25 protein-coding genes are annotated in these 18,311 nt (G+C 62.3%); 7 read left to right on the plus strand and 18 right to left on the minus strand.

All coding sequences use genetic code 11. From position 1 onward, the window contains the following. From ACSU1G_RS02105 to ACSU1G_RS02125, 5 genes are read right to left on the minus strand one after another with little or no spacing between them, the layout of a single operon-like run. Window positions 1-669: an alpha/beta hydrolase gene (locus tag ACSU1G_RS02105; RefSeq protein ID WP_439278677.1), complete on the minus strand. Its 669-nt coding sequence runs from the start codon at window positions 667-669 to the stop codon at window positions 1-3. After that, entirely contained in the window at window positions 666-1,994 is a 1,329-nt protein-coding gene (locus ACSU1G_RS02110; RefSeq protein ID WP_439278237.1) for an MFS transporter, read from the minus strand. Before ACSU1G_RS02110 ends, ACSU1G_RS02105 begins: the two co-directional genes overlap by 4 nt. A gap of 9 nt (window positions 1,995-2,003) precedes the next feature. Then, entirely contained in the window at window positions 2,004-2,594 is a 591-nt protein-coding gene (locus tag ACSU1G_RS02115) for a GNAT family N-acetyltransferase (protein WP_439278238.1), read from the minus strand. Further along, window positions 2,591-3,139 (minus strand): GNAT family N-acetyltransferase, encoded by a 549-nt coding sequence (locus ACSU1G_RS02120; RefSeq protein WP_439278239.1) that lies wholly within the window; start codon window positions 3,137-3,139, stop codon window positions 2,591-2,593. The genes ACSU1G_RS02115 and ACSU1G_RS02120 overlap by 4 nt, the downstream gene beginning before the upstream one ends. 36 nt (window positions 3,140-3,175) lie before the next feature. Then, window positions 3,176-4,009 (minus strand): class I SAM-dependent methyltransferase, encoded by an 834-nt coding sequence (locus ACSU1G_RS02125; RefSeq protein WP_439278240.1) that lies wholly within the window; start codon window positions 4,007-4,009, stop codon window positions 3,176-3,178. A 90-nt stretch (window positions 4,010-4,099) separates the two neighbouring features. Between ACSU1G_RS02125 and ACSU1G_RS02130 the strand changes: the two genes are divergently transcribed. The 3 genes from ACSU1G_RS02130 to ACSU1G_RS02140 are packed head-to-tail and all read left to right on the plus strand — an operon-like array spanning window position 4,100 to window position 5,892. Further along, the gene (locus ACSU1G_RS02130; protein WP_439278241.1) at window positions 4,100-4,786 is read left to right on the plus strand and encodes a winged helix-turn-helix transcriptional regulator; all 687 of its coding nucleotides are present in this window, start codon (window positions 4,100-4,102) and stop codon (window positions 4,784-4,786) included. Window positions 4,787-4,818: 32 nt separating this feature from the next. Continuing rightward, window positions 4,819-5,316, plus strand: a complete 498-nt coding sequence (locus ACSU1G_RS02135; protein WP_439278242.1) for a GNAT family N-acetyltransferase — start codon at window positions 4,819-4,821, stop codon at window positions 5,314-5,316. Window positions 5,317-5,355: 39 nt separating this feature from the next. Then, entirely contained in the window at window positions 5,356-5,892 is a 537-nt protein-coding gene (locus ACSU1G_RS02140; RefSeq protein ID WP_439278243.1) for a GNAT family N-acetyltransferase, read from the plus strand. 71 nt (window positions 5,893-5,963) lie between these two features. Here the strand turns inward: ACSU1G_RS02140 and ACSU1G_RS02145 are convergent, their stop codons facing one another. The 4 genes from ACSU1G_RS02145 to ACSU1G_RS02160 are packed head-to-tail and all read right to left on the minus strand — an operon-like array spanning window position 5,964 to window position 7,949. Beyond that, entirely contained in the window at window positions 5,964-6,449 is a 486-nt protein-coding gene (locus ACSU1G_RS02145; RefSeq protein ID WP_439278244.1) for a GNAT family N-acetyltransferase, read from the minus strand. A gap of 32 nt (window positions 6,450-6,481) precedes the next feature. Next, complete coding sequence (locus ACSU1G_RS02150) at window positions 6,482-7,102, minus strand: dihydrofolate reductase family protein (RefSeq protein WP_439278245.1); 621 nt, start codon at window positions 7,100-7,102, stop codon at window positions 6,482-6,484. Continuing rightward, window positions 7,102-7,605: an SRPBCC family protein gene (locus ACSU1G_RS02155; RefSeq protein ID WP_439278246.1), complete on the minus strand. Its 504-nt coding sequence runs from the start codon at window positions 7,603-7,605 to the stop codon at window positions 7,102-7,104. Before ACSU1G_RS02155 ends, ACSU1G_RS02150 begins: the two co-directional genes overlap by 1 nt. Beyond that, entirely contained in the window at window positions 7,605-7,949 is a 345-nt protein-coding gene (locus tag ACSU1G_RS02160; protein WP_439278247.1) for an ArsR/SmtB family transcription factor, read from the minus strand. The genes ACSU1G_RS02155 and ACSU1G_RS02160 overlap by 1 nt, the downstream gene beginning before the upstream one ends. A 202-nt stretch (window positions 7,950-8,151) precedes the next feature. Between ACSU1G_RS02160 and ACSU1G_RS02165 the strand changes: the two genes are divergently transcribed. Further along, entirely contained in the window at window positions 8,152-8,781 is a 630-nt protein-coding gene (locus ACSU1G_RS02165; protein ID WP_439278248.1) for an ABC transporter ATP-binding protein, read from the plus strand. Beyond that, window positions 8,778-10,271, plus strand: a complete 1,494-nt coding sequence (locus ACSU1G_RS02170; protein WP_439278249.1) for a hypothetical protein — start codon at window positions 8,778-8,780, stop codon at window positions 10,269-10,271. The genes ACSU1G_RS02165 and ACSU1G_RS02170 overlap by 4 nt, the downstream gene beginning before the upstream one ends. A 97-nt stretch (window positions 10,272-10,368) precedes the next feature. On the opposite strand, the gene ACSU1G_RS02175 is transcribed toward ACSU1G_RS02170, so the two are convergent. The 6 genes from ACSU1G_RS02175 to ACSU1G_RS02200 form a co-directional block, all read right to left on the minus strand. Further along, window positions 10,369-10,620 (minus strand): hypothetical protein, encoded by a 252-nt coding sequence (locus ACSU1G_RS02175; protein WP_439278250.1) that lies wholly within the window; start codon window positions 10,618-10,620, stop codon window positions 10,369-10,371. A 190-nt stretch (window positions 10,621-10,810) separates the two neighbouring features. Beyond that, window positions 10,811-12,247, minus strand: a complete 1,437-nt coding sequence (locus tag ACSU1G_RS02180) for a serine hydrolase domain-containing protein (protein ID WP_439278251.1) — start codon at window positions 12,245-12,247, stop codon at window positions 10,811-10,813. Window positions 12,248-12,328: 81 nt separating this feature from the next. Then, the gene (locus tag ACSU1G_RS02185; protein WP_439278252.1) at window positions 12,329-13,183 is read right to left on the minus strand and encodes a PHP domain-containing protein; all 855 of its coding nucleotides are present in this window, start codon (window positions 13,181-13,183) and stop codon (window positions 12,329-12,331) included. A 92-nt stretch (window positions 13,184-13,275) separates the two neighbouring features. Then, the gene (locus ACSU1G_RS02190; RefSeq protein ID WP_439278253.1) at window positions 13,276-13,719 is read right to left on the minus strand and encodes an HIT family protein; all 444 of its coding nucleotides are present in this window, start codon (window positions 13,717-13,719) and stop codon (window positions 13,276-13,278) included. 43 nt (window positions 13,720-13,762) lie between these two features. After that, window positions 13,763-14,368, minus strand: a complete 606-nt coding sequence (locus tag ACSU1G_RS02195; protein ID WP_439278254.1) for a hypothetical protein — start codon at window positions 14,366-14,368, stop codon at window positions 13,763-13,765. 79 nt (window positions 14,369-14,447) lie between these two features. Beyond that, entirely contained in the window at window positions 14,448-14,903 is a 456-nt protein-coding gene (locus ACSU1G_RS02200) for a hypothetical protein (RefSeq protein WP_439278255.1), read from the minus strand. A 683-nt stretch (window positions 14,904-15,586) separates the two neighbouring features. Between ACSU1G_RS02200 and ACSU1G_RS02205 the strand changes: the two genes are divergently transcribed. Both ACSU1G_RS02205 and ACSU1G_RS02210 read left to right on the plus strand, forming a co-directional pair. Further along, complete coding sequence (locus tag ACSU1G_RS02205) at window positions 15,587-15,973, plus strand: PadR family transcriptional regulator (protein ID WP_439278256.1); 387 nt, start codon at window positions 15,587-15,589, stop codon at window positions 15,971-15,973. Then, window positions 15,970-16,689: a hypothetical protein gene (locus ACSU1G_RS02210; RefSeq protein WP_439278257.1), complete on the plus strand. Its 720-nt coding sequence runs from the start codon at window positions 15,970-15,972 to the stop codon at window positions 16,687-16,689. Before ACSU1G_RS02205 ends, ACSU1G_RS02210 begins: the two co-directional genes overlap by 4 nt. 664 nt (window positions 16,690-17,353) lie before the next feature. Here ACSU1G_RS02210 and ACSU1G_RS02215 read toward each other — a convergent pair. The 3 genes from ACSU1G_RS02215 to ACSU1G_RS02225 form a co-directional block, all read right to left on the minus strand. Then, window positions 17,354-17,770, minus strand: a complete 417-nt coding sequence (locus ACSU1G_RS02215; protein ID WP_439278258.1) for a type II toxin-antitoxin system VapC family toxin — start codon at window positions 17,768-17,770, stop codon at window positions 17,354-17,356. A gap of 8 nt (window positions 17,771-17,778) precedes the next feature. Beyond that, window positions 17,779-18,042: a type II toxin-antitoxin system Phd/YefM family antitoxin gene (locus ACSU1G_RS02220; RefSeq protein WP_439278259.1), complete on the minus strand. Its 264-nt coding sequence runs from the start codon at window positions 18,040-18,042 to the stop codon at window positions 17,779-17,781. 80 nt (window positions 18,043-18,122) lie between these two features. Continuing rightward, window positions 18,123-18,311 carry a GrpB family protein gene (locus ACSU1G_RS02225; protein ID WP_439278260.1) on the minus strand — a complete coding sequence of 63 codons (189 nt, stop codon included), beginning with the start codon at window positions 18,309-18,311 and terminating at the stop codon, window positions 18,123-18,125.

Genomic DNA, 18,311 nt, shown 5'->3' on the forward strand with positions numbered 1-18,311 from the left:
TCAGGGCAGCGAGCTTCTGAGTTCTTTCAGAGATCCCTCGACGATGTTCGCGATCATCGCCGAATCCGACACATAGGGCGAGTGATCTGTGGCGATCTCGACGCTTCGCGTGCAGCGGCGTGACATCGACCGCTGAACTTCAGGATCCACTGCTCGATCCATGCCGCAGACGACATACATACTGGGGACATGGTGCCACGCGACCTTCTGCGGTATGCCGCGGCCGTGTCCGGACGCCTGACGCACGAGAAGTGCGGTGGCCCACGCCGCAGTGTCTGCATCACTGTCGGAATAGAGCGCGTCGCGCGCGGCTTCAGGCGACATGAATGTACCGCCGTCCAGGTGACGCTGAAGCATCTCGTTAATCAGTGCTCCGCCGAGGGACGCACAGCTCTCGCCCTCATCGGGAACGTACGCCGCGAGATAGATGAGTGTGCCGACGCCGCTGAGACCGATGATCACCGCACCGCCGTAGCTGTGTCCGAGGACGAGCGGGGGTGTGGCGCATTGATCAACGATCAGCTGCACGTACGCGGTGTCGGCCGCCAGCGAGCCTCGATGCAGATCTGGCGTATGAACACGATGTCCGCGCTCGCGAAGCACGCCCGCAAGTCGGCCCATGTGCGTACCCTGATGCCAGAGCCCATGCACGAGGATTATGTCGGTCATCGCTTCCGCCGCTCCGGATCCATGCCAATACGGATGCGCGTGCGCTTCCGTTCGATGATGATGAACGTCGCTCCGATCAGCCACAGTGGAACCTGCGTGAGGAAGGCCATGCGGAAGGCATCCAGCGAGTAGGTGTCGGGTGTCCCTGCTCCCTGAAGGTCAAGCATGAGACCGATGAGGAAGATGGCGATAAGGGCGGCGATGAACCCGCCGGCATTCGTCACGCCGGTCGCGGTGCTCAGACGGTGCGATGGGTTGTGGGTGCGGGCATGGTCGAACGCGATCATGGAAGCCGGGCCCCCTGTGGCGAGAGCGATTGCGAGCACATACAGAAGCCATGTCGGCGCGGGACCGGGCAGGGCGATGATGACCAGCCAGGCGACGAACTGGATGGCGATTGCGGGGAGAACGAGCGCGGTAGTTCGCTGATTCGGATTGCGCTGCGACAGTGTTCCGGTGATCGGGCCGAGAATCATGCCTGCAACGACATATACAGATACGAGCGCCGCAGCATGCGCGGTTGAGAGTCCCTGGCCTGCGGTGAGGAACGGCATCCCCCAGAGCAGCACGAAAGCGGTTCCCGCGAACGGGGTGGTGAAGTGCGACCAGAACGCCAGCCGGGTACCGGGGTGCGCCCAGGCTGCGCGGATGCCGACGCCGGTGTCGATTGCGGAAGTGACGACACGTACGACACCAGTGTCTGTGTTCACAGAGACATCCGCGGTGCGCTCTGGTGGGTGGTTTCGGATGATCAGGAATACGAGAATCGCAAAAAGGATCCCGAGCCCGGCGATGCTCCCGAATGTGATCGTCCAGCTTGTCGCGTGCAAGAGCGCGGCGAGCGGAATCAGCGCGATCAGCTGGCCGGTCTGCCCGATGATCCCGGTGAACTGCACCATGACGGGCCCTCGTTGGGCGGGGAACCAGGTCGCCACGAGACGCAACACAGCAGGGAAGACGGCGGCGTCACCTGCACCGAGAAGAATGCGGGCGAGAATTGCGACGCCGATGCTGGGGGAGATCGCCATGACGAGCTGTCCTGCGGCCATCAGAACCATACCGATCGTGATGATCGGGCGTGCACCGTATTTGTCCAGGAATACGCCGATCGGGATCTGCATTCCGCCGTAGACGGCGAGCTGGACGACGGCGAACAACGACAGCGTTGAAGCATCTGCGTGAAAGCGCTCCGCAGCATCCACACCGACGGCGCCGAGCGAGGTGCGGTTGGTGATTGCAAGTACGTATGCAGCGACGCCGACTGACCAGATCAGCCATGCCCGCCATCCCGGCGTAGAGAGGGGAGGGTGGGAAACGGTGGTCACGTCTCTACGCTACTCCTGGCCGGCGGCCCCTCTGGGCTGCCCGGCGGGTGTCGGTCCGCGCAGGCGTCGACCGAGGACGCAGAAAATGGGGGAGTTGTCGATGTGCGCATCGGCGACGACCTCTACCCATCCCTGAGATGCATAGAATCTCCGCGCGGGAAGAGCTGCAGAGTAGCATCCGAGCACTGCGGTCTCGTAGGGCAGATCTTTCAGCACAGCATCCATGAGCATGCGGGCCAGCCCAGTGCGTCGCTGGGCGGGAGAAACGGCAAGTTCGACGACGGCGAAGCACTCGTCTCGCAGCCAAGTGACCTGCGCGTCGGGAGTGAGGAGATCGACGATGTGGTCACGCCACCAGTCGCCAGCGTCAATGCCCGTCCCCATTACAAGGCCGGTGAGGTCGACGCCTTCCCACGTAAGGATGAGACGGAATTGCGGCTTGGTCGCGCGGTGACGGTGCACACGTTCGATGAAGCTGGTTCGGCTCGCTTCGACGTCGTCATTGTATGGAGGCTCCGTGAACGTCCGGGCGTAAAGCTGCGCAGCAGACTCAAGTTGCGCGTTGCTTCCGTCCCATGCGGCGACGCGGTGGCCGGTCACCAGAGGTCCTGGGGAACTAGTGAATGAATCACGAGGTCGGTGCGGCCCGCGTCTGTGAAACCGGCGTTGCGTGCGGTTCCTTCGCGGGTGAAGCCTGCGCGTTCCGCAACCCTCTGCGATGCAGTGTTTTCGGGGGAGATTCGCAACTCGATGCGCTGAAACTCCAGGGTGCTGAGCAACCACGTCGCAAGGGTCCGAACGGCGGCGGTCATGATCCCTTGGCCTCGATGTGCCGGCGCCGTCCAATAGCTGAGCTCCAGCGTTTGCGCGCGCCAGTCGACCCGTTTTGCGTCGAGGCTCCCGAGCAGATCAGTATCGCTGCGAATGGCGACCACAAGTCCGCGACCGGATGCGCGCAGCTCCTCCGACGTGTGGGTGCACCAGTCCTCTGCGATCTCCTTCGTATAGGGATCGGGGAGCGGTAGCCACCGTCTGACCTCCGAGTCGCGGAAGCACTCGACCAGTGCATCCGCGTCGGATGAGGCGAGGGAGGTGAGACGCACACCGGGCGTCACAATGAGGACCGGGTTGTGAAAAGACGGCATCGCCCCATCATCGCGTAATGGATGACTCGAGTGCGGTCAGACTGCATGCGCGGTGATCAGCAGGTACTCCCAGTTCATCACTCCGTCGTTGAGATGGCGCTCGGCGAGGGCGACGATCGCGGCATCAAGGGCTGCCAGCCGTGCCATGTCTTCTGCAAGTGACCGGTAGGCCGCGGCGGTCGGACCATAGAAGTCTCGGAAGAAGTCACGGAATTCCTCGCCCGTGGCGAATCGATCGACTTCCAGCTGCCGCCGCTCCATCGCGAGGTCTGTCACTGTGTCGTTCAACAGATCTCGTACGTGTGCTTCGTCGCCCCACAGAGGGGGAGGCTGGACTCCTGCAGGGGGAGCGGGCATGAACGGCCGCATGGTCGCGAAGAGCTCGCCGACGAAACCCTCAGGCGTCCAATTGATCAGAGCCAGCCGTCCAGACGGCCGAAGCACGCGTGTCAGCTCATGTGCCGCCTGATCATGGTGCGGAGCGAACATGACTCCCACGCAGGAGAGCACGACGTCGAAAGAGTCGTCGGCATAGGGGAGGGCTTCGGCATCCGCCTCGTCGAACTCGAGATTGATGCCGTCGGCCGCAGCGTCGCGACGGGCGATCTCGAGTAGCTCGGGTGTCAGGTCACTGGCGACGACGGATGCGCCCGTGCGCGCGGCCTGGATGGCTGCGTTGCCCGTTCCGGCGGCAACGTCGAGCACGCGGTCTCCGGGCTTGATCTGAGCCGCAGCCACGAGCAGCCGCCCGAGCTCGGGGATCACTTCTCGGGCCACGGCGGCATAGTCTCCGAGAGCCCAGACTGCCCTGTGCTTTGCCTTCAGCGCGCGATCTGCTTCGGCCTGAGGGTTTGTGGTTGTGATGTCCATGATGTCCTCCTTGTTGTGACTCTCCTCACGCTACGAGTGACGTTGAACGAGCTCTAGTATCCGATCTGTACCAGGTCTATCGTTTGTTTCGTGGGCGCCCCGTATTACCAGTTTTGCCCCGTCGCCAAGGCGATGGAGCTGTTGGACGAGCGCTGGACGATGCTCCTGTTGCGCGAGATGCTGGCCGGCACCGAGCACTTCAACGATCTGCGTCGAGGACTACCACGAATGTCGCCGACGTTACTTTCACACCGGCTGGACCAGTTGCAGCGGGCCGGTCTCATCGACAGGGTTCGCCAGGGAACCGACGTTCGTTATGTGCTGACGCAAGCAGGATTCGAGCTGCGTCCGGTCGTCGAACAGCTCTCCATGTGGGGCATCCGGTGGATCGGTGAACTCGGCGACGCCGATCTCGATCCCAAGCTGCTGCTCTGGGACATGCACCGCAACATTGACCATCTGACGGTGCCCGCTGCGCGCACCGTCATTGCGTTGCTTTTCCCCGATGCACACCCGGCGCAACGGCGGTGGTGGCTCGTCATCCAGGATGGCGATGCGGATGTCTGCGATGCGGATCCCGGATACGAGGTGTCCGTAGAGGTGCAATGTTCCCTGCGGGCGATGACTCGATTCTGGCGGGGTGACATCGAATGGGCGACGCTTTTACTGACCGGGGATGCCACGACGATCGGGCCGCGCCATCTCCGACAGGCGCTGCCGTCGTGGTTCACGCGCCCTGCCTACGCGGGTGTGCCGCGCGTGGCGGTGGCCGGGTAATCGGGGTCTGTGGTGCATGCGATGCTGTGCGCATGAGTGAGATTCTTTTGCGGCCATGGTCCGGTGGAGATCTTGATTTGCTGCGGCGCGGCAATACGGCGGATATGACCACGCATCTGGGTGGCCCCGAAACGGAAACGCAGGTCATTGCACGTCATGAGCGGTATCTGCGGTTCTGGGAGAATGACGAAGCACGGAGCTTCACCATGGTCGACGGCGCGGACTCCGTGGGCGCGATCTGCTACTGGAAGACCACGTGGCACAAGGAAGACGCCTTCGAAGCCGGCTGGTTCGTGGTTCCCGAGGCACAGGGGAGAGGAGTGGCATCCATTGCCCTTGTACTTCTGATCGACGATGCCCGCGCCCGTGCGGAGGGGCGCCGACTGCTCACCGCACTCCCCGACAAACGAAACGGGCCGTCAAACGCCGTGTGCCGCAAGGCCGGATTCGCTCTCGTGGGGAACAGATTCGAGACGTTTCGAAGGGCTGAGCTCTCCATGAATGAGTGGATCTTCGATCTGTCCATCTGAGCGAATCCTTGCGGACGCACCGGCTGAGAGAATGCCAGCATGTCATCGGAGCCAGAAGTGAAGACGCTCGAGACCGTTCGCCTCACCCTCCGGCGCCAGAGGGCACATGACGCAGCGATCTATCGTCAGTTGTGGACGGAACGCGATGAACGCGTGCCTCCACACCGTCGGATCGATCTCGAGGGACACCCGACTGTCGAAGACATCGTCACCAATATCCGTCAAGGTCAGGGAAGTGACTGGCCGAGGCTCCTGGCGGTGGAACGGAAAGGGACGGCTGATGTCATCGGGTACTGCGGATTGGTCTTCCACGGCAACGGGGCGCCTGACGAGCCCGAGCTGGCTTTTGAGTTGCTACGCGCAGTTCACAACCGCGGCTACGCGACCGAGGCGGCACAGGCCGTGATCACCTGGGCTAGCGAGGCAGGGTATCGACGGCTGTGGGCGTCCGTGTGGGACTGGAATATCGCGTCTCGGAGGGTGCTAGAAAAGCTCGGGTTCCGCGACTCAGGCAAAGAGAATCCTGAAACCGTCCACGGTCGGAGCCTGCTGACCGTGCGGGAAGACAGCCGATAGGCCCTCACGAGCCGTCTCCGACCGAGTGTAGAACTGGGGGAGTCCCGGAAGCCGCTCGCGACGTTTTGCGCTCAGCCCTCCGCGATCGCTGAGTCGGCGAACAGCAGCCGTGGGTTGGAGCGGAACCCGTTGCGTGTGTACATGCCGCGAGAATCCACCGACGTGTGGACCGTGACATGTTCGGCTCCTCGCTCGGCCGCGGTGTCGAGCACCGCACGCACCAGACGTCCACCGATCCCGTGACTCCGGTACTCGGGCAGTACATAACAGGACTGGAGATCGCCTGACCAGCGGTCGAGGCTGCGGGTGGTCGCGACGCGCGGTGTCAGCGCGAGCCACGCCATTCCAATGATGCTGCCGTCCTCGGTCACTGCGACATGCGGAATGTGGGTGTCAGCGTGCGCGCGCGCCCATCCCGCCGCGCCGACGACGAATGTCTCTTCATCGATCTCTGGGGCTTCGCCTCGTTCGATGGTCCAGACCCAACGAAGTCGAACCACCTGCTCGAACTCTTCACGACGCCCGCGACGGATCTCGATATCGATATGACTCGTCATGAACTCACGATACGACTGATTCGCGAGCGTGCTTACCGCGGATGCACGGTGTAACTGAGGTGCGTCGTCTCCGGAGAAGGCTCTGCACGGACAAGGGCCAGAGCCACTCTGCTCGCATCCACGCCCTCGAATAAACGGACTCCCGATCCGAACAGCACAGGGGATAGCGCCACATGGAACTCGTCGATCAAACCGGCATTGAGATACTGCACGATCGTCTCTCCGCCACCCGAAATACGGACATCTCGCGCACCTGCCGCCTCACGGGCGCGCTCGAGCGCGGACTCGATCCCGTCGTTCACGAAGTGAAATGTGGTTCCACCCTGCCGCTCCCACGGGGCGCGCTCCTCGTGTGTCACGACGAATACTGGGGTGTGGAACGGCGGATCCTCTGGCCACGCACCTTCACCGGCGTCGAACATACGTTTTCCCAGCACGCTCGCGCCGGTGCGCTCGAACGTCTGCCGCACGATCTCGTTGTCGCGCCCTTCCTCGCCGCCCTCGCCGAGTTTCAAGTTCTCTCGGAAGAACCGCTGTCGGAAAACCCACCGCTGCAGCTCCATCCATTGCTGTCCCATCAGCTCATCGGGGGACTCGGGTGCGATGAATCCGTCGAGCGACATCGACACGCTGAAGAACACTTTCTGAGGCATCAGCTGTCCGAGCCTTTCGAAGCCATCTCTGTAACGTAGCCAGCGAGGCTTGCCAGGGTCTGCTGACCGCCCTCGATCGCGCCAAACTTCTCGATCGCTTCGTCGCGTAGTTCCTTGGTGGGAAACACCGTGAGCATCTCGATCCGCGTCGTTTCCCCATCAGGCGCGAAGGTGAGGACAGACTCGAACGCATTTGGATCATCACGGTACTCGCCATGGAGCATGGTGATCCGCGCCGGTGGGATAATCTCAGTCCAGGTGATCCAATCGCTGTAATCGGTGCCGTCAGGCCCGTGCATCACGAATTCCCACGCGCCACCGACGCGGAACTCGAACGCCCGCGTGGTCGTGGTGAACCCCTCCGGTCCCCACCACTGCGAAAGGTGCCGTACCTCGGTGAACGCCGCAAACACTAACTCCCGTCGGGCGTCGATCACCCGGGAGATCACGATCTCGCGGTCGGCCGAGGATCGCTCGACTGTGTGTCGTTTCATCTCGCTCATCAGCTATTGCTCCTGTCTTCCTGCTTGAGGTCCTGCACGTACGCATCCAGCCGGTCGAAACTCTCGTTCCAGAATTGTTCGAATCCACCTGTCCACGCGTGAATCGTCCGCAGCCCACGGGCATCGAGAGCGTAGAGGCGCTGCTTACCTGCCCGATGGTCCTGCACGAGGCCGACTTCGCGGAGCACCCTCAGGTGTTTGGATGCCCCGGGCTGCGTGATTCCCAGCGCTTCAGCAACCTCTGTGACCGGCCGCTCACCTGCCCGAAGCAGTACCAAGATGTCGCGGCGCTGCGGCTCGGCGATGGCGTTGAAGACGTCTGAGGTGGTCGCCGCTCGTGCCATGCGAGCAAACATATACTCATATGGGTAAGTGTTCAAGTAGTGCCTGATCTACGCGTCGCCAAAGCCGCGAGCACGCAGTTCAACATCTCCAGATCTGACTAGCTCGACAGCATCGTCCCCCCGCGGATACGGTCCGTCATCCTGCGGGTCCGGGACTTTCCTCGAAAATTTCGAGACTTCCGCGATCTGGGAGGATGGTCGCATGATCGAGGTGGATGAGGTTGGCGTGACTGCGGGTGACGTGACGCTCCTTGCCGCCGTCTCGGTGACTGCGCAACGGGGCGAGGTGCTGATCGTGCGCGGTCGAAACGGGACGGGCAAGTCCACCTTTCTGCGAGTACTGGCCGGTGCCCAGAAGCCGTCGAGCGGGACGGTACGGATCGGTGGCGTTGGCGTGATCGAGCGTAACCGTGATTTCCGGCGACGGGTCGCCGCGATGATCGGCCTGCCACCGATGGCGCCTGACCTCACGGTTTTCGATCATGTCCTGCTGGTCGCGACGACGTGGATGAATGACCCGGCCGCGGCAGCGGAGCTCGCGCGCAGTGTGCTCGCTGAGTTAGACCTGGACGCGTTGGGGGAGCGGTTCCCGCATGAGCTGTCGTCCGGGCAGACACAGTTGTTTGGTCTCGCGCTGGTGCTTGCACGCCCGTTCGAGGTTCTGATCCTCGATGAGCCGGAGCAGCGGCTCGACCCGGAGCATGTCGAGTCAGTGATCCGCGTCCTACGCTCTCGGCGCGATGATGGGGCGACGCTGGTGGTCGCTACTCACAGTCCAGTGCTCGCGGACGGGTTGGCTGATCGCACCCTCCATTTGGATGCAGTGGCATGAGCATCCGATCCAGAGCTGCGTCCGGGGTCTGGCGCGCACGCAACCCCCGCACGGTCGGTGACCGCGGGTACCTGGCCTACATGGTGCTTATGGTTACACTGGTGGCGGTGGCACCAGTCGCTCGTGCAGTGTGGCTCAGCGCAACCAGCGTGGAAGGTCTCGCACTATTTATGTCTCCTGCTGCGCCGGGGGTAACGGTCCTCGTCGTCGCGGGGCTCTGGTCTGGTGCTCTGGTGTTGGGCCGTGACCGTGGCCCTGCGCTGCTCCCACCGTTCCTGACCCACGCCCTCGCTGCAAGCGACCTGCCCCGCTCTGACACATTCCGCGGGCCTGTGCTGCGTGCCGGCGCACTTGTGACCGTGTTGATCACGATCGTCGCTGGACTGGTCGCCGGCAGTCTGATGAGCCAAGGCCTCGCTGACCTGTTCAGCGTCGTGACCTTCACACTGGTCGGTGCGATGGTCGGCGTCATCACGACCGTGGCCTGGCTCGCCGGTCAAGTGTTTCCTCGCGCTGCAGCTCCGGGCGCGCTCGGCGTGATCGTGCTCGGGACGATCACGGCGCTCGTCCCGGTCATACAACCGTTCACACCCTGGGGTTGGGTCGGAATCGCCTACCCTGGCAACGGTTCGCCGCATATCCTTGCCGAGTTGCTCGCTGTGACCGTCGCGCTCGTCGCCGCGGCGCCAGTGTTAATGAACCGACTCGGCCATGCAGAGCTCGCCACGCAGGCAGCGCGCTGGGACTCAGCGACTGTCTACGCCGCGGGCATGGATTTCAGTACAGCAGCCGCCCTCTACCAGGGAAGGCCGCACCGCGGTCGCGGCATCCGCGCTGTCCGACCGATGAGACGGTTGTCGGGGACATTCTTTATCCGAGACGCGATCGGTGCGGTTCGGACGCCGGGCAGACTCATCGTCGGTGTTCTCGCTCTCACCGCGGGTGCGGTGTTGATCGCGTTCGCGTTCGCGCCGGGCAATCCTGGCTGGCTGCTCGCAGCCGCCGCTGGCTTGGTCGTCTTCGCCGGTTTGGGTCCCGTCACCGACGGGCTCCGGTACGCTGCGAGCGTGGCGAGTGACTTCCCCCTCTACGGGATCAGTGACGAACACCTCCTTGCCAATCACCTGCTCTTTCCATTGTCTGTCGTCGTCATCGTGTTGGTCGTTGCCGTTGTCGTATGCGCGGTCATCGCTGGTATCGGAGCCGCCGCGCCGATCCTCAGCTCTCTTATACTTGGGATGCTCGCGCTCGTCGCCCGCGTGTGCAACGCACTGAAGGGCCCGCTCCCGCCTGTCCTGCTTGCCCCGATTCCGACGCCGATGGGCGATGTCGGCGCGGCGATCCGAATGGCGTGGGCTCTGGACGCGCTGTTACTCTCAGCGTTGGCCGGTACATCAGCGGCATTCGTGTTCCAGGCTCCCGTTCTACTCATCGGCGTGACGGCCACGCTCATCGGGGTCAGCATCAACCGCTGGCGCCACCGAGGGTAACCCGATAGGGGAGAGGCGTCTGCTCACCGCGGAGCGGAAGTACCAGTAAATGGGGCATCCGATCTTCCGCTAATCGTGGCGATGAAGCGCTGATCGATCAGACGGGATCGGTGAACGAGACTGGTTTGCCAGTGGCGTGGGCATACGCAATCTCCTTACTCGTGGACTCGCCGATATACCCGCCGGGGTTGACGATCAGAACCCGATCAGCCAAGTCGATCTTGCGCAAGTGGAGCGCGTCCAGGACGGCCTTCTGCTCGTTGGAGATCAATTCTCCCGTCACGTCGGCCTCGCCCGGTGCGACGACGATGACACCCGCGAAGGTCAGATCACGGTTCGCCCTACGCATCTCTTCAACGAACCGGGCTGACCCGCAGATGCAGACAATCTCAGGTCGCTCAAGCACAGTTCAGTCTCTCACTGCTCCAGGAGCAGGCTGGCCAGCGAGGTGGGATTCCGGTCTCACCAGAATTTTCATCATTTCTATCGCCGCTCCGTGCACGCTTTTCAGACGGGACCCACTCGACCAACCGGGGTGATTACGCGCCGTCTGGTCGGGTAATCAGCGGTGCTCGCAGATGCAACTGCAAGTCAGAGCTGGTGAGAGGTACCGTGTTCCACGTCAGAGTGGCGGTTCCCGCTTCTACATCGACATTCAGCCTTAAATGGTGCGGGCCGGTAATGACATAGATATCGGCGACGAAGAATCCGCTGCGCCACGCGCCGATCGCGCATACCGGGCGGCCGAGCCAGGCACTTTCAGCCCATCGACCGCAGCCAACTTCGACGTCGAGTAGCGATCCGAAATGCACGCGCCATCCACCATCGACGGAAACGATGCTCACCACAGTGGCATGGGGCAAAGCCGAGCCTTCGGGTGATGCATCGAGCACGGCGACAACCGAATGGTCCGATCCCACTGTCTCCGGCAGCAGAGGGAGCGAGAGGCTTTGCAGACGGTCGGACAGCGCCTGGTCCTCAACTGCACTTTCCGCGCGATCCATCCCGGGAAGCAGGAGATCCCAAATGGCGTCGAGCACGTCTTGAGCTTGTTGAACCTCTCGTTGCGCCGACGTCACAACCACCACGAGATTGTGTTCCGGGATGATGACGCAGTGCTGGCCGAATGCGCCGTTACCGTGGAACCCGTGGCGTGACATCCAGAACTGATACCCGTAACCGCACAGGAAGTCGGCTCCATCCGCGCCCGCCGCATAGTGACTGCTGTCGACCTGTTTGCGAGCAGCGAGCTCTACCCACTCGCGGGACACCAGCTGCTGGTCGTTCCATACGCCGCCGCGCAACAGCAATTCACCAAAAGCGGCCACCGCTTCAGTTTGGAGATGAAGCCCGTGGAATCCGAATGCTGCTCCGCTTCCTACTCGATCCCATTCGGCATGGTTGATCCCCATCGGTTCGAAGATGCGCTTACCGAGGAACTCTGGAAGGCCGACTCCGCTTACGCGTTCCACCATCCGGGCGAGAATGAAGGTCGTCGAGTTGTCGTAAGTGTGCCTTGTTCCCGCAATCTCGGCCAACGGCAGGCTCAGAAAACCCTTCACTAGATCACTCGGCTCGAGCTGCCATGCTTCTGCAAGAGTGTCGGCGCGATGTCCAGCCGTCATGGACAGTAGATGGTGGACGTTGATCAGCCGCGCTTGCTCTGACACATCAATCGGGACATGCTCGGGCAGCACATCCGCTACTCGATCGTCGAGTGAGAGCAGCCCGTCATCAATCGCCAACCCCACAGCGATCGAGGTGAACGACTTCGTCAACGAGTAGAGAAGGTGCGGACGTTCAGCCGTGTACGGCGCCCACCATCCTTCGGCAACAATGTGGCCGTGACGCACGATCATGAGCGAGTGGCACTCGATGGACTTCTCTTCGAGCCGGTCCAACAACAAAGTGATGGCCTGAGACGAGATTCCCGAAGCTCTCGGCGTCGAGCGCGGCAGTACGGCGCGTCGAGACATCCGCACAACATAGCAAGGATCCTCGGGCAGTCGCGAGCGCCATGGATCACTGCTAGCCATTCGGGAGGAACCCGGGGCCCGTCAACGAGTCCAGAGATCCCAGGAATTCGCACCGGCCCGGAACCCGTAGTGCTCGAGCATTGCGGTGGCTTCGGGGAAGTTTCGGGCTACCGCATCCGGAGTGTGGGCGTCGCTACCAAAGGTGACGGCACGACCCCCTTCCTCTGCCCACCACTGGGGTATCCATGACCACAGACGGCCGGTGTTCATCTCGAGTGCGCGACCGCTGGCAGCGATCGACCGCATCGCTCCGCGAAATCCTTCCTCGAACACTCTGGGCTCGAACGGGCCGACCTCCCACGACGGCCATGTGCGGGCCGCGTAGTCGATGTGTGTGAACACGGCGAAGCTGTCGGACCCGTCGACCATGCGCGGCACTTCCTCGAGATAGGCCCACATGACATCCGATGCTGGATGCTCCGCGTACAGGGTCACCGGCTCGGCGCGGAGGCCGCTACCCATGTCGAGAGTATGAAGCGAGCCAAGCACGAGATCGAGCGCCGCCAGATCAGTGAGGGCAGCAGCATCGTCCGCGAAGAGGTGGGGCTGACCGAACTCGACGCCCGTTCGGATGTCGAGCTCCGGGAACTCGGGCCGCAAACGGTCGATGGCCTCGAAGTAGCCGTCGGCATCGAACAGCGGGTGCTCGACACCCCCTGCGGAGGAGAGAAAGCCGCGTTGGTGGGACATCAGATCCTCGGAGCGCGATCGCCAAGTGCCGGGAAAGTCGAGATGTTCCGTGAAAGTCAAAGCAGGCAGGCCGATTCGGATGGCCTGTACACAGGTCGCGCGCATCCGTCCGGCGGCCACCGAAGTGGGGCCGCCGGTGTCCCAGGACCATTCGCTGTGGACATGACTATCCGCGGGTAGTTTCATCGCGATGATTCTAGACCGGGGCACGGTTCTCCATCGTTGCGACGGGTGATCCGATTGGCTCCGTCTTCACGTGCTCTGAGAGCGCAACTGGTCTAGAGCACGGCGGCCAACATCCGCGCGCTCTCAGCAATTGCTTCAGCATCGCCCGGCATGCCGGGCTCGAACGGCAGTTCCATCCGATCCTTACCTCTATCGCGATAGCGCGGAATCACGTGCAGGTGGAAGTGGAAGATGGTCTGCCACGCTTCGGTCCCGCAGCAGTTGAGCAGGTTGATCCCGTCAGCACCCAGTTCGGATAGCGCCGCCTTTGCGATGCGTTGGGCAGCCAGAGTGGTGGCCGTTAGATCCTCAGGCAATATCTCGACAAGGTCGGCACTGTGCCGCTTCGGGACGACCAGCAGGTGGCCGTCCGAGCCCGGATCGATGTCCATGAAGGCGAACGTCGTCGCATCCTCCGTCACCTTCGCGCAGGGGATCGTCCCTGCGACAATCCCGCAGAACACGCACTGCGCTGACGCGTCGAGTAGGTCGCTCATAAACGTTGATAATAGCGAGCCGCTGACACAAGTGGTCGCGTTCTCAGTCCCAGAGCGGCCGGGCCTGCGACGCGAGCGCGCGGATTGCTGAACCGTCGAGGAAGATCCGGCGCTCGTCGATGCCGAACTCTGGCCACTGCATCACGAGCTCGATGGGACCCTCTGGTGGTGCGGGCCACAGCCAGAGGCTGTCCTGAGCAGCGAAGACGCCGCTACCGCCGCCGCCCGCACCACCGCGCCGGGCCAGCGTGTGCCCGGCCGGTTCCACATGTGGATCCGTGCCGCCTGCGAAGGTGTAGTCGGCGAAGACCCGTTCGCCGTCGCCGAGGACAAGCCCGAAGCGCATCCGGTCCGCGGGGCTCGATGCCGGGCTCCAGTTCTCCATGAACGTGGAAGTCCACTCGTTCCACTCTTTATTCGTGAGACCGTTCCGCCGAAGACGACGTTCGAGCCGGAACTCGACGCCCTCCTGGTAGACGCCGACTCCAATGAGTGCGACGGCGATGTGCGCAGTCGTTGCGATGATCTCGGTCGCGGCGAGCAGCGCTGGCAACTCGTCCTCGGGTGGCGCCCACCACGGCGGCTGAGTCGATTCGGATGCCTCGTCCTCGGCATCCGGCATCTCAGGATCAGGGGGAAAGAAGTTCATGCCCACAGACGATCACACCCCGCGTGTCAGGCGCAAGGGCCAGACACGCAAGGGCCAGACACGCGGGGGAGGAGAGTGCTCATCCGTGCTGTGCGAACTGCCTCTTCGAGCCGGCATTCGTCGCTCCCAGCACGAGCCCTTCCGGCATGGCCGACGGCTCGTGCCGAACGCCTGGAACGACGCCGATCTGGAACTCGTCTTCGTAGATCTGCTCGCCTGGATCCACGGTGGTGACAAGATCATGCTCGACACCGTGTGCGACGAGGATGCTTCGTAGCGTGTCGATCCTCGTCGACATCTCCGTCGGCACCGGAATCTTGAACCACGTTACGGCCCCAACGGTGTTTCCGTCGGCATAGAACGGGGGATTCGGCAGGTGCGCCTGGAACCAGTCGTCGATGTCGAAGTACTGGGCCTCCTGTTCTGCCGACAGCACTCCGGCTCGCCGGAGGTGGTCGACCGCGACGAAGATTCCCACTTCTACGCCGAGTCGACCGCGATAGCGCGCTTGCACGCGGAGGTAGTCAGCACCCATGCGTCAATGATGCCCGATGGCACCGACGGCCCGCTCCAGCGCAATTCTGTCAACCTCTTCTGACGGAGCACTGCCATCGCTACGGCTGGCACGATATGGACCTCGTAGACCTCGTCCAATCGGTGCGTCCATGCGTCGGATGCACGGACGAGTCAAGTGCAGGTCGACCGCGATGGAGATCGCGTCGACGTATTCTTCGCTCTGCTCGAACAACTCGTGCAGCTGTGCGGTGTAGACCAGACGTCCACCGAGCCGGGAGACCAACCAGCTTAGAACTCGAGTGTGTCCGTTCTCATCCGATTTGTCATCGCTACCCGCGCCAATTCGCGGGTGTGACAGGTCCGATGAGACAGAATCTCGGAAAAGTCTCTAATTATATCTGTCATTTGTACCGAGCAGAGACCTCGCGCCTTGGCGCTCTGGCGGAACATCTGACGGTGAGTGAGCACATTTTGGTACCTCACCTCGTGCGTTTGGCACCCGGTCATCGGGCTTAATTCCGGGCGGGGCAGCTGCGACACCGGCGCTGGATGATGGGGCGAGTGCCGAAATGGCAGCGGAGTGCCCGCTGATCGTCCCTCGACTGAAGCAACGCGGCCCCTGGCAACTTGTGTTGGTTCGCCGCCTGGAGGCTCTCCTCCGCTGAAATTGACACTCTAACTACTTAGGGAGACAATATAGTCATGAGCGCAACAACGCACGATACCTCTGAACCGGCAGGCGGTGAATGGCCGAGCGATTGGCTGCGCGCAACACTCGGGCTTTTCGTGTTGCGCGCGCTGGAAGCGGGCCCTTCATATGGCTACGCAATCATTGGGCAGCTTGAGCAACACGGCCTTGGCACGATCAAAGGCGGCACTCTTTACCCGTTGCTCACCCGATACGAAGCCGCAGGGATGGTCGTCACGGAATGGCGTCCGGGCGAAGCGGGACCGGGTCGAAAGTACTTTGCGCTCACCGAGCTCGGTGGCACTGAACTTGAGCGGCTGCGCCACGATTGGGCGCGCTTCACCGAGATAAGCAACAACTACCTGGGAGCCACACGTCCCCGCAAGGAGAACATCGCATGACTACCACCACTTCAGACAAGAAATGGTTCGATGAGTTCATCGTGGAGCTTCGTTTGCGCGATGTGCTCGGAAGCTCGATTGGCGACGCGGTAGCGAGTGCCCGTGAACTTCTCGCGGACTCAGGCCAAAGCGCAACGGAAGCGTTCGGCCCCGCGCGCCTCTACGCCGCCGCACTCGAGTTACCTCGAGAGTCAGGAAAAAGCTGGGCATCTAGGGGGCTGGGGCCATCGCTACTCGGGCTCATTGCCTTCTTGCTGTTCATTCAAGCAGGAACTGCTTGGGCGCAAGGTGAAGCCATTCTGACCTCTCCCGCCCAGCTAGCCCTCATGGCCACTCCCGTGCTCTTCATCGCCTTCTTACCGCTCTACTTTCGGGCCGCGATCCGGCGGCTATGGCTGCTCGTCCTCCTGGTATTTGTCGGCGGAGCACTCTGGTACCTTGGGGCTGCCGTAGCACCGGCAACGCCAGCCGAAGCTTGGCTCGCTCTCGACCCTCTTCCCTGGCTTCTGGGTAGCGGGGTGGCGATGATCCTCTTGTCGATCTGGAACACGATCCGAACACTTCGACGCGGCACTATTGATGACATCACGGACCCCATGGCCGAAGTGCCATCGGGTCGTGCACGCGGCATGCGGGCATTCGTGATGGTAACCAACTGGCTCTTCCCCATCTTCGCGATGATTATGGGCCTGGTGATTCTTCTCTTCACAAGATGAATGAATTGACTTGGTCGGCATGGTGAGGCGTTGCCAGGCATGTGCGCACCATTTTCGAAGGGGCGATCAAATGCCTCCGCATCGCGCAACCATGGCTCGATGGTCGCTCTGTTGACGCCGTATCAGCGCGCGAGCTCAGCCTTTTTCACGAGCAGAAGGTGTGAATGATCCTGCTGTTCTACCAACAGCCAGGGGCGGGGGAGTGCCGGTGCATTGCGCACCGGCAGCACGACGCAAGGATCGCGCACAATCGCTGCCGCGCCCCGCCAAATTCGATCATCATGAGCACATCGCGTTCCACGAGTGATCTGAATCCGATGTGGACAGATTTGCGCGGGCTCGATGCGTTCGTGATTGGCACACCACGCGCGGTTGTGTCATCAGGTTCACCACTGAACTCATCGTTATCACCGTCCGGATCGGCTGCGAGGTCGATGGGAGAATCATGTGCCTCTGGAGAGCGACGCGCAAGAGCAGATTGGTCTCCGCCCAGCGAAGCGACCATTACTGACACGTTGAATGAGATTTAGATCGCTTTTCCGGAGGCTGACATGTCGAATGAGACAACTGACATGTCTAGTGAGACCGGACAACGTGCGTGCGGCAGGAGAGTGCCGGAGTCGGTGCATACTGACATAATGTGCATTATCGGCTAACGTGGAATTCAAGCAGAAGCGGTATCTGCGACAGCGAGCCCGACCTGCTGCCACGCCGACAGTAACGCTTGATCACCGCTCGCAGCGAGCACATCGATACCAGCCACCCGCATGGCGCTGGCGCAATGAATCGTGTCGTACCCGCGCAGCCGATACTCGCGCGCGCACGCAGCGGCGGCGCGCATCAGCCCTTCTTCGAATTCGACGACAACAATGTCCCGCCATGCTTGCTCAAGCACCGCGCGAGCGCTCTCTGCTTCGGCGGCAACGATTCGATCACCGCGTTCCGCGGCGGCGACGGCCGCCGAAGCCTCAACGAATGTCGCGCGCGCCGTGACCCGTGTGCTCGCCGTAGCCCACAGTCGTTGGCAACGAGCACTCGTGGGCTCGTCGAACAGGAGTGGAACAAGAGCGGACGTATCCACGTAGAGGATCATCGACGCTGTTCGGCGATCAGATCGCTCACCGTCACACCTGGCCGTAGTTTGATCGGATCCGGAAGGACACCGCCGCTCGGCCTCGCCGCTGGCGTCACCAAGCCTTCGGCGATCAGTCGCTCCAGTGGGCTTTCCTGGTTGATAGGCACGATCCTGGCGATGGGCTTGCCGTGGTCGGTGACTGTAATCTCCTGGCCATCGCGCACCGCAGCAAGGTGCCGACTCAGCCCGTCACGCAGTTCCCGCACTCCCACGTTCATGACTACTCCCCCATTTGTGGCGATAATTTTCCATAAATAATAGCCATATTAGGGAAATCACGCAAGCAAAGATCGCAGGCTCAGCCCCATCTCGAGAGGATCTCGCGCACGACGTCCGCTTTCGCCGCGATGTCGTCGACGGCGGTCGACCCGATGTGTTCAATGCGTGCAGCAGCCAACAGCTCCTGCAGACGGCGCTTCATCGATTCGTAGCGCTGCAGCCATTCAACCGTCTGGCTCGACACAAGCACCACTGTTGGTTCGCTCAC

Source organism: Microbacterium sp. A93 (genome assembly GCF_051842835.1).

What these genes read in the sequence shown, in the direction of transcription:
- ACSU1G_RS02105 (WP_439278677.1), bottom strand. Translation starts at nt 669, where the DNA reads ATGACCGACATAATCCTCGTGCATGGGCTCTGGCATCAGGGTACGCAC.
- ACSU1G_RS02120 (WP_439278239.1), bottom strand. Translation starts at nt 3,139, where the DNA reads ATGCCGTCTTTTCACAACCCGGTCCTCATTGTGACGCCCGGTGTGCGT.
- ACSU1G_RS02125 (WP_439278240.1), bottom strand. Translation starts at nt 4,009, where the DNA reads ATGGACATCACAACCACAAACCCTCAGGCCGAAGCAGATCGCGCGCTG.
- ACSU1G_RS02135 (WP_439278242.1), top strand. Translation starts at nt 4,819, where the DNA reads ATGAGTGAGATTCTTTTGCGGCCATGGTCCGGTGGAGATCTTGATTTG.
- ACSU1G_RS02140 (WP_439278243.1), top strand. Translation starts at nt 5,356, where the DNA reads ATGTCATCGGAGCCAGAAGTGAAGACGCTCGAGACCGTTCGCCTCACC.
- ACSU1G_RS02145 (WP_439278244.1), bottom strand. Translation starts at nt 6,449, where the DNA reads ATGACGAGTCATATCGATATCGAGATCCGTCGCGGGCGTCGTGAAGAG.
- ACSU1G_RS02150 (WP_439278245.1), bottom strand. Translation starts at nt 7,102, where the DNA reads ATGCCTCAGAAAGTGTTCTTCAGCGTGTCGATGTCGCTCGACGGATTC.
- ACSU1G_RS02155 (WP_439278246.1), bottom strand. Translation starts at nt 7,605, where the DNA reads ATGAGCGAGATGAAACGACACACAGTCGAGCGATCCTCGGCCGACCGC.
- ACSU1G_RS02160 (WP_439278247.1), bottom strand. Translation starts at nt 7,949, where the DNA reads ATGGCACGAGCGGCGACCACCTCAGACGTCTTCAACGCCATCGCCGAG.
- ACSU1G_RS02165 (WP_439278248.1), top strand. Translation starts at nt 8,152, where the DNA reads ATGATCGAGGTGGATGAGGTTGGCGTGACTGCGGGTGACGTGACGCTC.
- ACSU1G_RS02170 (WP_439278249.1), top strand. Translation starts at nt 8,778, where the DNA reads ATGAGCATCCGATCCAGAGCTGCGTCCGGGGTCTGGCGCGCACGCAAC.
- ACSU1G_RS02175 (WP_439278250.1), bottom strand. Translation starts at nt 10,620, where the DNA reads ATGCGTAGGGCGAACCGTGATCTGACCTTCGCGGGTGTCATCGTCGTC.
- ACSU1G_RS02180 (WP_439278251.1), bottom strand. Translation starts at nt 12,247, where the DNA reads ATGTCTCGACGCGCCGTACTGCCGCGCTCGACGCCGAGAGCTTCGGGA.
- ACSU1G_RS02185 (WP_439278252.1), bottom strand. Translation starts at nt 13,183, where the DNA reads ATGAAACTACCCGCGGATAGTCATGTCCACAGCGAATGGTCCTGGGAC.
- ACSU1G_RS02190 (WP_439278253.1), bottom strand. Translation starts at nt 13,719, where the DNA reads ATGAGCGACCTACTCGACGCGTCAGCGCAGTGCGTGTTCTGCGGGATT.
- ACSU1G_RS02195 (WP_439278254.1), bottom strand. Translation starts at nt 14,368, where the DNA reads ATGAACTTCTTTCCCCCTGATCCTGAGATGCCGGATGCCGAGGACGAG.
- ACSU1G_RS02200 (WP_439278255.1), bottom strand. Translation starts at nt 14,903, where the DNA reads ATGGGTGCTGACTACCTCCGCGTGCAAGCGCGCTATCGCGGTCGACTC.
- ACSU1G_RS02205 (WP_439278256.1), top strand. Translation starts at nt 15,587, where the DNA reads ATGAGCGCAACAACGCACGATACCTCTGAACCGGCAGGCGGTGAATGG.
- ACSU1G_RS02210 (WP_439278257.1), top strand. Translation starts at nt 15,970, where the DNA reads ATGACTACCACCACTTCAGACAAGAAATGGTTCGATGAGTTCATCGTG.
- ACSU1G_RS02220 (WP_439278259.1), bottom strand. Translation starts at nt 18,042, where the DNA reads ATGAACGTGGGAGTGCGGGAACTGCGTGACGGGCTGAGTCGGCACCTT.